We start from the raw sequence: 14,631 nt of genomic DNA, 5'->3' as shown, positions 1-14,631 counted from the left end.
GAAAAATCGTTGATATATTGTAAGTTATGATAGATATATTCAAAAAATCGTTGATATAATTTCCTATACTATTAGCATTTTGGAGGAGCATCTTTTTATTTACTTTTAAACATTATAACGTTATATTTACTTCTCCGTTTTTTTATGTTACGCTAAACGTGTGAAAGAGATATAAAAAATGAAACTTAAATGTAAGCGTATTCTTATGGCTTCTTATAGAAAAGGGTGGAAATACAATGACAGAACGATTCGTACTACGTAATGTGAAACGTGTGAACGGGGAAGAGATTGACATTGTAATTGAAAATAATAAAATCGCACAGGTGACGAAAGCTGGTGCTGGCGAAGGTGGAAAGGTTCTTGATTACTCAGGTACTTACGTATCGAGTGGCTGGATTGATTTGCACGTTCATGCTTTTCCGGAGTTTGATCCGTATGGCGATGAGGTGGATGAAATTGGCGTTAAGCAAGGGGTAACGACAATTGTTGATGCGGGTAGCTGCGGAGCTGATCGTATTGCAGATTTAGTAAAAAGTAGAGAGCAGGCAAAAACGAATTTATTTGCCTTTTTAAATATTTCTCGCATCGGTTTGAAACGAATTGATGAACTATCCAATATGGAATGGATCGATAAAGAGAAAGTGATAGAAGCAGTAGAAAAGTATAAAGATGTAATCGTTGGGTTAAAGGCGAGAATGAGTAAAAGTGTCGTTTGTGATAGCGGAATTGAACCGCTTCATGTTGCACGCTCTTTATCTCGTGAAACATCATTACCAATTATGGTACATATCGGTTCAGCGCCTCCTCACATTGAGGAAGTTGTACCTCTTTTAGAAAAAGATGATGTGATTACACATTATTTAAACGGGAAAGAAAATAATTTATTTGATGAAGAAGGGAAACCGCTACCTGTGTTGTTAGATGCGGTGAATCGCGGCGTGCAGTTAGATGTTGGTCACGGTAATGCTAGCTTTTCTTTTAAAGTAGCAGAAGCGGCGAAGCGTCACGATATTGCCTTTAATACAATTAGTACGGATATTTACCGGAAGAATCGTATACATGGTCCAGTGTATAGTATGGCTCACGTTCTTTCGAAATTCCTTTACTTAGGTTATCCACTAGAAGAAGTGATTGATGCGGTTACGAAAAATGCGGCAGAGTGGCTTAAGAAACCAGAGCTTGGCCGTATTCAAGAAGGGGATATTGCAAACTTAACTTTATTTACGGTTAAAGATGAGAAGGTTACGTTAATTGATTCAGAAGGGGATCAGCGCATTGCTGAAAAAAGAATTGATACGAAAGGGGTTGTAATGAATGGGTCATTCATTGAATGCTAAGTACGGATTAAAAAGAGTGATTAATGCGAGCGGTAGAATGAGTATTTTAGGTGTATCTGCTCCTACAGATACAGTAATGGATGCGATGAAACATGGTGGACAAAATTATGTGGAAATTGCTGATTTAGTAGATAAAGCAGGAGACCATATTGCGAGAATTCTAGATTCAGAGGCAGCGGTCGTTGTGAATTCAGCATCGAGCGGAATTGCGCTTTCTATCGCTGGTATCGTTACAGAAGGAAATCGCCGTAAAAGTGAAAGACTTCATCAAGAAGTAATCGCGAAAAACGAAGTGATTATGTTAAAAGGTCATAACGTTCAATACGGTGCTCCTGTTGAAACGATGATTTACTTAGGTGGAGGAAAACTCGTTGAAGTTGGCTACGCAAATGAAGGGAAAGCAGAACATATTGAAGATGCGATTGGCGAAAATACAGCAGCAATTCTTTATGTGAAATCACATCATGCAGTGCAAAAAAATATGATTTCTGTTGAAGAAGCATGGGAAGTAGCGCAGCGAAATAACGTACCACTTATCGTTGATGCGGCAGCTGAAGAAGACATTCAAAAATATGTGAAGTATTCAGACCTTGCCATTTATAGTGGTTCAAAGGCAATTGAAGGACCTACTTCTGGTATTGTTGGCGGTAAACGAAAATATATCGAATGGCTGAAAGTGCAATTACATTGCATCGGAAGAAGTATGAAAGTCGGGAAAGAGACAACTTTTGGCTTACTTCAAGCGCTTGATGAGTACGGAGTAAAAGAAGATAAGAGCGAGCAAGAAAAAGAATTGCTACAAGTACTTATGCCGCTAAAAGAATTAAATGGTGTAAATGTAACGATCGTTCAAGATGAAGCTGGAAGAGCAATCTTTAGAGCTCGTATTCATATTAACGAGAAAGAGTTAAACAAATCAGCAAGAGATGTTGTGACTGCATTACGCGAAGGGGAAATCGCCATTTATACACGTGATTACGGAGTAAGACAAGGATTCTTTGATATTGATCCACGTCCACTTCAAGGTGATGACATACATGTGATTGAAGAAAAATTGAGAGAAATTGTAGGGGGAAACTAAAATGACAAACATTCAAAAACGTTTTTATAAAGGGCGCGTAGCATTAAATGTATTAGCAAACAATATCCAAAATGCGAAAGATATTTTTGAAGCAGCAGAAGGTTATGTAGTAGTGGGAGTGTTATCAAAAGACTATCCAACAGTAGAAGAAGCTGTTACAGCTATGAAAGCATACGGAAAAGAAATTGATGACGCTGTATCAATCGGACTAGGCGCAGGAGATAATCGCCAAGCAGCAGTTGTGGCTGAAATTGCGAAGCATTATCCTGGTAGCCATATTAACCAAGTGTTCCCTTCAGTTGGAGCAACGCGTGCAAATCTCGGCGAAAAAGATAGCTGGATTAATAGTTTAGTATCACCAACAGGAAAAGTAGGTTACGTAAATATTTCTACTGGCCCAATTAGTGCGGCTGGAGAAGAAAAAGCAATCGTTCCAATTAAAACAGCGATCGCACTTGTACGTGATATGGGCGGAAATTCATTGAAATACTTCCCAATGAAAGGGCTAGCTCACGAAGAAGAATATCGCGCAGTTGCGAAAGCTTGTGCAGAAGAAGGATTCGCATTAGAGCCAACAGGTGGAATTGATAAAGAAAACTTTGAAACAATTGTACGTATTGCGCTTGAGGCAAATGTAGAGCAAGTTATCCCGCACGTCTACTCTTCTATTATTGATAAAGAAACTGGTAATACGAAAGTAGAAGATGTTCGTGAATTATTAGCAGTCGTGAAAAAGCTAGTTGATCAATATGCGTAAGAAAATTGCAGCGTTCGGCGAAGTAATGATGCGCCTGCAAGTACCTGGATATGAATTGTTGTCGCAAGCTAACACGTTAAATTACTCATTTTCAGGTACAGGTGTGAATGTTGTAGCGGCACTTTCTCACTTAGGGCATGAAGGGCTTCTTATTTCAACTTTACCGGAAAATTCGGTTGGAGATGCAGCTGTATCTTACATTCAAAAGTTAGGGATTCAAACTTCTCTTGTTTCAAGAGGCGGTAAATATGTAGGTATGTATTTTTTAGAAAATGGATTCGGTGCACGTGCAAGCCGCGTTACATATTCGAATCGATTAGAAAGTAGCTTCAATACGGCATGTGAAGAAATGTATCAATTTGAAGAAATCGCAAAGGAAATTGATATCGTTCATTTTTGCGGTATTACACTTGCGATGAATGATACTGTACGTCATCATATGAAATCTTTAGCGAGAGCAGTTAAAGAAAACGGAGGAACCGTCGTTTTTGATTGTAATTATCGTCCCTCACTTTGGGGAGAAGACGGATATGAACAGGCAAAACCGCATTATGAAGAAATGCTAGGACTTGCTAATATCGTTATGATGAATGAAAAAGATGCGATGTTCGTTCTTGGGATGAAAACAGAAGAGACGGAGCGTGAGGCGCAGCTGCTGGATCTCATTCCAAAGGTAGCTGAAACGTATCATATCGCTACAATCGCTGGTACTCATCGCTCTATTAACAGTGATAATACACATTGGCTTCGCGGGTTTATATGTAAAGATGGTTCGTTCACTTTTGCAAAAACACTTACGTTTTCTGTATATGATAGAATAGGTGCTGGAGATGCTTATACGAGCGGGATTATTCATGGCGAGATAGAAGAGTTTGCACCAGAGAAAGCTGTTTCATTTGCGTCAGCAGCTGGAATGCTAGCACATACAATCGTCGGTGATACGCCAATGTCATCAGAGAAAGATATACTTCGGGCGATGACGGCATCAGTAGGTGATGTAGAAAGGTAGTGGGTGTAACAGTGAACGTAACGAGGAAAAAAGGACCATTATATTTACAAATAAAAAATATTATTCGTGATCGAATATTGCATGGCGTATATGCGATTCATACGAATATTCCTTCAGAACCGCAATTAGAAGAAGAGTTCAAAGTTAGTAAGATTACAGTGCGTAATGCCATTAAAGAACTCGCTCAAGAAGGATACTTGGAAAAGAAAAGTGGTAAAGGAACGAAAGTGATTCGTAATACTTCTGCGACAAAACTGTCAAAGGGTAAGAAATTTACAGAAGTATTAGTGGAAGAAGGATATAAAGTACAGAAGAAATTGCTAAAAGCAGAAGTCGTGCATAATGAAGAAGGAACAGTGCCATTTCGATTATTCGGGAAAGAGAGTTTCCGTATCGAACGTTTATATACGTTAAATGATGCACCGTACATTCATTATACGCACTATTTCTCAGCAGGAATGGCAAGTACAGATTTATCGGACTTTGATTTACAATCGCTTTATGATTTAGTTGAAGACCGAGGTATACATTTAGAAAACTTCAGAGATGAATTCGCTGTTGGGCTTGCGCCTAGCTTCGTTGCAGAAGCGCTAGGTGAAAAAGAGGGAACAGCGTTATTAAAACGTATGCGCTATTCTTATGATGAAGTTGGCGAAGTAATTGAATATAGCGAAGGCTACTACAATACAGAAATGCAGCATTATGTAGTGAATTATGACGTATAAAAAGAGGGGATGTTCCCTCTTTTTTTATAAAGTAAAACTTTAATTAGTGGAGGAGGGCATCACCTACTAATTATTAGCCCACACCAATCGGGATAAAAGTAAGGAGAATGAGAGATGGATATATACTTATTAATCGTCACGTTACTTGCGATCACAATTGTTATTTTAGGGGTATCATGGTGGAAATGGCATGCATTTATTAGTTTAACAGTTGCGAGTTTGTTTTTAGCTATTATGTCTGGACTGAACTTAACGAAAATAGTGGCTGCCTATGAAACTGGTGTTGGTAGTGTACTAGGTCATTTAGTTGGTATTTTGGCACTTGGAACTATACTCGGGAAAATGATGTCTGATTCAGGAGCAGGCATGCAAGTTGCAGATTTCTTTATTCGATTTTTCGGCGTAAAAAAATTACCTTGGGCTATGTTATTTGCAGGTTTTGTTATAGGGATTCCCGTCTTTTTTGAAGTAGGGATTGTTATTTTATTACCACTTGTAATTTCAATTCGAAAAACAACGAAGCAAAACATATTATTAATTGCTTTACCTGTTATTGCGGGATTATCTATCGTACATGGGCTAGTACCTCCGCATCCAGGTGCCATGACTGCAATCGGTATTTATAACGCGAACTTAGGAAAGGTACTTTTATATTCATTAATTATCGCGTTACCGACGGCTATTATAGCAGGCCCAATATTTGCAAAGTGGGTACATAAGAGGGTTATACCTGAAAATGAACCGGAGCTTGTTCGAGTTACGACAGTATCAACTGATTTGCCAAGTCGTAAAGTTTCATTCTTTATTATTTTATTACCAGTTGTATTGATGATTTTATCAGTAGTTGCACCATATATTTCATTACCGAAAAAATTGACTGAATTTTTCGTATTTATAGGAAGTCCAGTAATCGCCTTACTTATTTCATGTTTCGCAGCATTTTATTTACTTGGTATCAAACAAGGTATTAATAAAAAGATGATTAAAAAATTAACAGATGAAAGTTTATTGCCTGTCGGTTCTATTATTTTAATAATTGGTGCAGGCGGTGGATTTAAACAAATATTAATTGAAAGCGGCGTTGGAACAGCTATTGCACAAATGGCAGAACATATTTCGTTATCACCAATCGTATTAGCTTTCATGGTAGCTGGTTTAATTCGAATTGCAACAGGTTCAGCTACAGTAGCATTAACGACAGCAGCAGGGATTGTTTCACCAGTTATTCAGCACATGTCTGGTGTGAATTTAGAGCTTCTCGTTATTGCAACCGGTGCAGGTTCATTAATGTTTTCTCACGTAAATGATGCAGGGTTCTGGCTTGTAAAAGAGTATTTAGGTTTGACGGTGAAGGAAACATTTAAAACGTGGACGGTGCTGGAAACATTGTTATCATTTATTGCATTTGGTTTTGCTCTTTTGTTGAATATGTTTCTTTAAAGGATACCTGAATAGGTATCTTTTTTTTGATTAAGCCCAATTCCTAAAACAAGCCCGTTTTTAGGTAAGCCAAGCTTCCTATTCGCCCTGAAAACATAATATAAATGGAATCCCCTCATTTAGAGCAAGGTGAACTTGTTATGAATGATACTAAAGGAGGAATAGGGTAATGAGCGAAAAGTGTGAACACAGACATGATGATTGTAACCGCAGACATGGTTGCGGAGGCGGTTTTGCGCTTCTAATCGTATTGTTTATTTTATTAATTATCATCGGTGCTAGCTGCTTCGGCGGAGGCGGCGGTTGTGGCTATGGTGGTTACGGCGGTTATGCAGGCGGCTACGGTGGATATTGCTGCTAATTATTAAAAACTATTGAAAATAGCCTTGTGCATATTGCACAAGGCTATTTTATTCATATTTTTATATGCTGTGATAATTTATTAATGTACAGAGAACGGATTAAGAAGAAGAAAATGATCTCGATAATCCCGAAAAAGGTGAGTACGATACATGTCTCTTTTAGTAAGGAGAAAGAAAACATGCTTTGTAAAAACTTAACCGCAAATAATGTGTGACCACCAGCAACGATGTAAGGAACGAAAAATAAAATTCCTAATTGAATCGTTGCAGAGCGAAACATTTCTGATTCAGTTAAGCCAAGCTTTGTAATCGTAATATACTTTTGTCTTTCAGTTGTTAAGTCATTATACATACGGAAATATAAAACACTAGCTGCTCCGATAAAGAAAATAAAGCCGAGAAATGCCCAAATAAAGAATTGAGCGACTGCATTTCCTTTACTATGAACGAGTTCATCCGTAGCTGTATAAATATAAAATGGTTTAATGAAATTTTCTTCATTTTTATGTGCTTCATACAAAATTTCTGCATCATGATCTAAGCTTTTTAATATATTTTTTGTTGGGACAATTGCATTTTCCCAATTTTCCACGAAGTAGTTATAGACTGTAATTGTTTCAATATGAGGAATCATATTTTCAATTACTTCATCTTGCATCACAATTAAGTGAGGTAATGCAAAGGGAGGCTCAATTCCTCTATTAATAAAACCTTTAATTTGAAATTCCTTTTTATTAGAGCCAAGTGTAATTGTGTTCTGCTTCGCAAATGGGTTAGACACGAGATTTAATAACGCTGGTGAATAGCGAGAAATATTATAAACTTGTGAAGAATCGAGAGTGATTTTTGGTCTGTTTAATTGCTGTGCTATTGCGTTATAATCACTCATTTTCATAATGGCAATTGATTCTTTTGAAGCTGTATCTTTTAAAACGGTAAACTTATATTTGTCATATTGAAAATTAGCATTTGTAAGTTCAGTTTCAATCGTAGTAATATGCTTTTGTTCAAATGCATTAACACCTTCTGATGTATAGGTGAATGGTATTGGATATCGTTCTAGTATGGGTGCTTTCGTATTATTGTTTGCAGCAAATAACCCGATAATAATTGTAAATGCAAGTGCAGATAGCATAGAAACAATAAAGAGTACATTAATATTACTGCGTGTACGAGAAACTAAATCTGAAATCCATAACATATTTATTCGTTTTAAGTAAAACTTTCTTCGTTTCTTTAAAATATAGATAAAGAGAAGAAATGTTTGTGAAAAAAATAAATACGTCCCAATCACTACAAGCGGTAAAATAGATAGCATAATTAAGAATACAGATCCATTTTGTGCATTTTTTTCCGTTATGTAGCCTTGCGGATAACCGGCAATATAATAACATAGTCCTAAACAAGTTAAAGCAAATAGTGAAATGAGTATAGATGGTTTTTTTTCGCTCTTCTCTTTGTTAACGCCCTTAATAAGCTTCGTTGTTTTTCGAGTACGAATAAACATTGGTGTAAATGTAGAAACGATTAAAAATAAAATGATAAACGTTACGGTTGTAACGATAATCGCTTCTGTTGGCCAATATAAATAGAGACCTTTCGCGTTTGTTAATTTCGAAGTGACTAATAAGAAAAAGTTAGAAAATACAAGTCCACCTTGAATGCCGATAAAGATAGATAATATCCCAATTATCATGTTTTCGGTAAATAACAATCTTTTTAATTGTCTCTGTGAGATACCAAGAATAGTGAGTATCCCGAATTGCTGCTTCCGTACATTTAAAAATGTTCCAATTGAATATAAGAGAAAGAAGAACGAGAACATAACAATCACAAGCTGTGCTGTACTAGCTAAATTCATTAGAGGATCACGTTCTTGAAAGCTTTGTACACTCTGTAAGCGTGGATGATACGCGTATACAGTAAATGAAAAGAAAACCATGATAGAAAACGCACTACTTACAAAGTAGGCGAAATATGCTTTTGAATTACGTGAGACATTTTTAAATGCGAATTGCCAAAACGTCATCCACGTCTTCCTCCTAATAAGGCTAGAACATCTAATATTTCTTGATAAAACTTCTCGCGATATAATCCGCGGTGCAGTTCATTGTAAAGCTCTCCATCTTTAATGAAAATAACACGGTTACAATAACTTGCTGCAAACGGATCGTGCGTAACCATTAAAATCGTTGCATCTTCTTCTTTGTTTAATTTCGTAAATAACTCCATTACATCAATAGCGGCTTTTGAATCCAGATTCCCTGTCGGTTCATCGGCTAGTAAGAGAGAAGGGTGATGAATAACAGCACGTGCTACTGCAGTACGCTGTGCTTGTCCTCCAGAAACTTCAAAAATACGTTTGTCCAAAATATGATCAATTCCAAGCTTTTTTGAAATGTTATCAAGCTTTTCATCCATTTCTTTTAATGGAACATTATCTAATGTTAAAGGTAGTACGATATTTTCACCGATTGTTAGTGTATCTAGTAGGTTAAAGTTTTGGAAAACAAATCCTAACTCTTGGCGGCGGAAAATAGCTAACTTCTCTCTACGAAATGTGTGTGGTTTTTTTCCGTTAATAACGACGTCACCAGAAGTAGGAGAATCAATTGTAGAAATAACGTTTAAAAATGTAGATTTCCCGCTACCAGATGGACCCATAATGGCAACGAATTCCCCTTTATCTACGTGTAAATTTATATTTTTTAAAGCAGTATGAGGGACTTTTCCCTCATATACTTTTGAGACGTTTTTTATGTGTAATACTTCTTCCATAGTAATCACCTTTCTACTTTTAAAACTTGATATGTTGTGATAATTTTTGCATATAAAAGGAACGAATTAAAAGGAAAAATAAAATTTCAACTGTTCCAAAAATCAACAGTACGACTGTAATCTCAGCGAAGAACGAGAGATGTAAAACTTCTTGTAGCATCTTTGTCGCAAACATCGTATGGATTGACGCCATGATGTAAGGCACGAAGAAAAGAATCGCAAGCTGAATTGTCGCTGAACGTTTCATTTCAGTTTCAGTTAAGCCAATTTTCGTAATCGTTATATATTTTTCTTGCTCATTTGTTAAATCTGTATACATTCGGAAGTAAAGAACACTACCAGCACCGATAAAGAAGATAACACCTAAGAAAGTACCAATTAAGAAGAACGAAGCGACATTTAGTTTTGTCTTATATAGGGAATCGCTCGCTTCACTTGCATGGAAAGGTGGATGCTCTGCTTGAATTGCTGCATTATCGTTATCAATTTTTGTTATAAACGATGAACCGATATTATGTGCTTTTTCCCAATCTGTAACTTTGAAGTTATATACACTCATTTGTTTGGAAACTGTGGATAAGGATTCTACATTTTCATCAGATAGTATGAGTAATTGGTATATTAAGCTGTTTGGGAATGGGCTATAACTTTTATATTCTTTCACTTGTAGTTGTAAATTGTTTTGAGTAAGTGTAAGAGTATTTTTCTTTTCTTCATTGTGAAGTGTTCCAATAACTTGATCATCTAAGTCTTTCATAAGAATATAAGATTCATTCTTATTTACCGTGAGTTTTTCCCAATTTAATGCTTTAGCAAGTACATTATAGTCACTTTGTTTAATTGCGTAATAGAGCTGCGTGTTATCTTCAGCTGAAGATACTTCATATATATCCGTTTTAAATTTCGTATAAGTAAAATGCTCTTCATTAAATTTCTGCTCTAACCAGTTTAAATGTTCATCAGCTAATGTATTTTCAGTATGTGATAAATACGTGAACGGGAAAGGGTTTTGTCTAATTGCATCAAACTTTGTAAATTTCCCAAAACCGTATAAGAATGTAATCATTGTAAAAGCGAGTGTTGATAGCATCGCTACAATAAAAAGCATGTTAATGTTTGTCCGAATGCGCGCTGCTAAATCCGAAATCCAAAGCATATTAATTCGTTTCATATAAAACGTTCTTCGCGTTTTTAAAATACGAATAAGTAAAAAACTAATTTGTGAAAAGAAAAAGTATGTTCCAGCTGCAATAAGCGATGGAATAACAAATATACTAGAGACGGCATATAAAAGCCCAATGATATCGCCTAACGACATAAAATATAATGGATTGGATTCTAATACATATCCAGTTATTAAACATGCCGCACCAAATAGAGAGATGAGCACGGATGCTTTTCTTTCTTTTTGTTGTTTTCCTTCTTTTAAAAGACGTACGGCTTTTCTCGTGCGAATGAGCATCGGTGTAAAAGATGATACGAGAATGAAGAGCCCGAGAAAGATGATGATAGTTAAAACGATAGCACTTGTAGGCGGATATAAATATAAACCAGGTACGTGTGTAATTTTGGCGGTAACTAATAAAAAGAACTGTGAAAAGACAACTCCAAGTTGAATGCCAAAAAATATAGAAAGAGCACCAATTAACATATTTTCTATAAATATGAGTCGCTTTAATTGTTTTTGGGATATGCCAAGTACTGTTAAAATCCCGAACTGTTTTTTTCGTACTTTTAAAAACGTCCCGATTGAATACAGTAAAAAGAAAAATGAAAAGAACACAATGACAACTTCTGAAATTGTCATTAATATGTTCAGAGAATAATTCACGTCTGTCATATGCAATTTAGGATGAAATAAATAAACTGCAAATGAGAAAAAGATTGCGATGGAGAACGCACTGCTTACAAAATAGGCGAAATAAGCTCTGGCGTTCCGCGTCACGTTTTTAAATGCAAACTGCCAAAATGTCATTCACCTGAACCTCCTGATAGGGTGAAGATGAGAAGAGCATAAGAAATACTCTTTTCATCAAGTTTGTTTTAAATATTTTGTCCACTCGTGTATTGTGATAATTTTTGCATATAAAGTGAACGAATGAATACGAAAAATACGATTTCAACGAATCCAAAAATAATAAGAACGGCTGAAACCTCTTTGAACAGAGATAAACCAATTACATCTTGTAGCATTTTTGTTGCGAACATTGTATGAATGGATGCCATAATGTACGGAATGAAAAATAAAATACTAAGTTGAATGGTTGCAGATCGTTTCATCTCTGTATCTGTTACACCGATTTTAGAAATCGTTATATATTTCTCTTGTTCGTTCGTCAAATCCGTATACATTCTAAAGTAAAGAACGCTACCAGCTCCAATGAAGAAAATAACTCCTAAAAATGTCCCAATTAGGAAAAATGCAGCACTGCCTGATGTTATTTTGTATAACGATCCTGCTGATTCAAAGGAACGAATAAGAGGTCCTTCATACTGGGATTTATTTCGATCTTTTTGAACTTTTTCTATAAAATTATCAGCAATTTCATATGTCTGTTCCCAGTTTTGAATTTTGTAATTGTATGCTGATATATGCTTTACGGTGCTAGGTAAGTTATTTACGATAACATCAGGCAAAACTATCGTTTGATATGAAAAGCCAGATGGAATTGCATTCACATGCTCATAGCCTTTCACTCGTAATTTCGTATTTGTACTAGAGAGTGTAATGTAATCTCTTTTGTAGCTTTGCTCAAATTCGTTGAATATGGTGATATAAGATGTCCCTGTAAGCACATATGCTTCGTTATCATCCATAAATAGTTGTTTCATTCGTAAAGAATATGCAAGTTTGTTATAGTCACTTTGCTTAATTGCGTATACGTCATTATAAATAGCTATATCTTTATCTTCTTTTAGTGGTGTTTCATATATATCAGCTTTTATTTTTTGATAGGGGAAATGCTCTTTTTGTAATTGTTGCTCAAGCCAATTTAAATGCTCTGTAACAAAAGGGTTCGCATCATAAGAAAAATAAGAAATTGGAAAAGGAGAAGTTCTATTCACATCTAGCTTAATAAATTTCCCGAATCCATATAGAAACGTAATCATTGTGAAAGCAATTGTAGATAGCATCGCTACAATAAACAGCATATTAATATTCGTTCGAATACGGCTTGCTAAATCCGAAATCCAAAGCATATTAATCCGTTTCATATAAAACTTCCTTCTTTTCTTTAAAATATAAATAAGTAAGAAACTAATTTGTGAAAAGAAGAAATATGTTCCAATTGTAACAAGCGTTGGGATAACGAAAATACTTGAAACCATATATATAACACCGATTTGCGGGCTTACTGATACGAAATATTTAGGATTTCCAGCTAACGTATAACCACCAAATAAACAAATCGCACCAAATAATGAAACAAGTATGGATGGTTTTCTTTCTTTTTGTTTTCCACCATTTGTTTTTAAAAGGTGTACTGCTTTTTTTGTACGAATAAGCATTGGTGTGAATGCAGATACAATGATAAAAAGACTAAGGAAAACAATGGTTGTTAAAATAAACGCGTTAGTAGGCCCGTATAAATATATTCCTGGAACATGCGTAAGTTTGGCTGTTACTAATAAGAAAAATTGAGAAAAAACAACTCCAAACTGCATGCCGAAAAAGATAGATAAAATCCCGATTAACATATTCTCCATAAAAATAAGACGATGTAATTGTTTTCTCGATATTCCTAAAATGGTCAAAATACCAAATTGTTTTTTTCTAACTTTTAAAAAAGTACCAATGGAATATAGTAAAAAGAAGAAAGAGAAAAATACAATTACTACTTCTGAAAATATCATTAATGCTGAAATTTCAGAGGTCATGTCAAAGTTTTGTAATTTCGGATGGAATAAGTAAACAGCAAACGAAAAGAACACAGCAATGGAAAAGGAACTACTTACAAAGTAAGCAAAATAAGCTCTCGAGTTGCGCGTGACGTTTTTAAATGCAAATTGCCAAAATGTCATAGATTATACCTCCGGCTAGAAGATATAGAAGTAGTTGTATTGCAAAAAATGTATGAGAGTGAGTTCTCATACATTTTGCTTGCATATGTTACGATCATACTTCGGTCACCTTCTCCGTATGTTCTGCTTGATTATTTGCAGCGTTGTGGAAGATGATTTTAATCGTCGTTCCTTTACCAACTTCAGAATCTAGTTTGACAGAGTGACCTAAATAATCACAAATTTTACTTACAATATAAAGTCCCATACCAGTAGATTCTCCGAAGGCGCGACCGTTTTTCCCAGTGTAAAACGGTTCAAATACTCTTCGAATATCTTCTTGTGGAATACCAACACCTTCATCACGAACTTCTAAAATAATATCTTTTCCGTTTCGGTAAGCAGATAAGAAAACTTTCTTTCCGCGCTCACCGGAGTAACGAACAGCGTTTGTCATTAATTGATAGATGATAAATTTTAGCCATTTCGCATCAGAAGCAACTTTTAAATCAGAATGGACTTCTAAAACAGGGAAGACACCATTACGAATGAATAGTTCTTTTAATCCATTAATATTTTTTGTTACCGTATCTTTTAATGAAATCGTCTCGACATGGAAATCTTCATGGAAGTTATTTAACCTAGCCATGTATAAAGCCATATCAAGCCCTTGGTTTAGACGCTCTAATTCTTTTTTAAACTTTGGAATTAAATGCTCGTCTTCCATTTCTAGCACCATAAGCTGCATAACAGAAACAGGTGTCTTCATTTGATGTACCCAATGGTTAATGAATAGTTGATGTTCTTGTTGTTTTACTTCATACGATTGTAGTTCTTTTTGGAAGAGGCGGTACTGCGTACGCACGAGTTCATTGACACCGTGAGGCATCGGAGCAGTCGCTCTTTCAATAAACGCATCTTCCATTTTTTCTGGTTGCTCACTTAATCTATGGTACATTCTACGATTGCGAACGTAACGGTAAGCGAGGAAACAAATAAATAAATATAAACTTAAAACGACGAAGTAAAATTTATTGTTTTGAAATCCATCTACTGCATCATAAAGAACGAAAATGATACCGAAGTTTAAAACGTACAGTAGGAAAAATGCAAAATGATCACGTAAAAATAGCTTCATGC

General features: G+C 35.6%; 12 protein-coding genes. 7 read left to right on the top strand and 5 right to left on the bottom strand.

Going from position 1 to position 14,631, the window contains the following annotated elements; genetic code table 11:
- Window positions 1-236 precede the first annotated feature (236 nt).
- From MHH27_RS25180 to MHH27_RS25150, 7 genes are all read left to right on the top strand, one after another.
- Entirely contained in the window at window positions 237-1,337 is a 1,101-nt protein-coding gene (locus tag MHH27_RS25180; protein ID WP_340944496.1) for an amidohydrolase/deacetylase family metallohydrolase, read from the top strand.
- The gene (locus tag MHH27_RS25175; protein ID WP_000510109.1) at window positions 1,315-2,418 is read left to right on the top strand and encodes a DgaE family pyridoxal phosphate-dependent ammonia lyase; all 1,104 of its coding nucleotides are present in this window, start codon (window positions 1,315-1,317) and stop codon (window positions 2,416-2,418) included. The genes MHH27_RS25180 and MHH27_RS25175 overlap by 23 nt, the downstream gene beginning before the upstream one ends.
- Window position 2,419: 1 nt before the next feature.
- On the top strand, window positions 2,420-3,175 hold the full coding sequence (gene dagF / locus MHH27_RS25170; RefSeq protein WP_078401182.1) for a 2-dehydro-3-deoxy-phosphogluconate aldolase: 756 nt from the start codon (window positions 2,420-2,422) through the stop codon (window positions 3,173-3,175).
- Window positions 3,168-4,184 carry a sugar kinase gene (locus MHH27_RS25165; protein WP_090976782.1) on the top strand — a complete coding sequence of 339 codons (1,017 nt, stop codon included), beginning with the start codon at window positions 3,168-3,170 and terminating at the stop codon, window positions 4,182-4,184. Before dagF ends, MHH27_RS25165 begins: the two co-directional genes overlap by 8 nt.
- Window positions 4,184-4,909, top strand: a complete 726-nt coding sequence (locus tag MHH27_RS25160) for a GntR family transcriptional regulator (RefSeq protein WP_069356377.1) — start codon at window positions 4,184-4,186, stop codon at window positions 4,907-4,909. The genes MHH27_RS25165 and MHH27_RS25160 overlap by 1 nt, the downstream gene beginning before the upstream one ends.
- Before the next feature lie 114 nt (window positions 4,910-5,023).
- Window positions 5,024-6,349 carry a gluconate permease GntP gene (gntP, locus tag MHH27_RS25155; protein WP_000356187.1) on the top strand — a complete coding sequence of 442 codons (1,326 nt, stop codon included), beginning with the start codon at window positions 5,024-5,026 and terminating at the stop codon, window positions 6,347-6,349.
- Between the two features lie 169 nt (window positions 6,350-6,518).
- The gene (locus MHH27_RS25150) at window positions 6,519-6,710 is read left to right on the top strand and encodes a YjcZ family sporulation protein (protein WP_001290392.1); all 192 of its coding nucleotides are present in this window, start codon (window positions 6,519-6,521) and stop codon (window positions 6,708-6,710) included.
- Window positions 6,711-6,763: 53 nt separating this feature from the next.
- Here the strand turns inward: MHH27_RS25150 and MHH27_RS25145 are convergent, their stop codons facing one another.
- The 5 genes from MHH27_RS25145 to MHH27_RS25125 all read right to left on the bottom strand — a co-directional run bounded on the left by MHH27_RS25145 (window position 6,764) and on the right by MHH27_RS25125 (window position 14,629).
- Window positions 6,764-8,740 (bottom strand): ABC transporter permease, encoded by a 1,977-nt coding sequence (locus MHH27_RS25145; protein ID WP_340944492.1) that lies wholly within the window; start codon window positions 8,738-8,740, stop codon window positions 6,764-6,766.
- Entirely contained in the window at window positions 8,737-9,489 is a 753-nt protein-coding gene (locus MHH27_RS25140) for an ABC transporter ATP-binding protein (protein ID WP_000393250.1), read from the bottom strand. Before MHH27_RS25140 ends, MHH27_RS25145 begins: the two co-directional genes overlap by 4 nt.
- A gap of 19 nt (window positions 9,490-9,508) precedes the next feature.
- A complete protein-coding gene (locus tag MHH27_RS25135) occupies window positions 9,509-11,464 on the bottom strand; it encodes an ABC transporter permease (protein WP_075717293.1) in 1,956 nt (651 codons plus the stop codon).
- A gap of 68 nt (window positions 11,465-11,532) precedes the next feature.
- Entirely contained in the window at window positions 11,533-13,512 is a 1,980-nt protein-coding gene (locus MHH27_RS25130) for an ABC transporter permease (RefSeq protein ID WP_098566991.1), read from the bottom strand.
- A gap of 94 nt (window positions 13,513-13,606) precedes the next feature.
- A complete protein-coding gene (locus MHH27_RS25125; protein WP_000765342.1) occupies window positions 13,607-14,629 on the bottom strand; it encodes a sensor histidine kinase in 1,023 nt (340 codons plus the stop codon).
- Between the last annotated feature and the right edge of the window lie 2 nt (window positions 14,630-14,631).

The sequence above is a fragment of the Bacillus sp. FSL L8-0152 genome, from assembly GCF_038006365.1.
GTDB classification, from domain to species: Bacteria; Bacillota; Bacilli; order Bacillales; family Bacillaceae_G; genus Bacillus_A; species Bacillus_A cereus.
The sequence above is the reverse complement of the archived record's forward strand: the minus strand, read 5'-3'. Positions and strand labels throughout refer to the sequence as shown.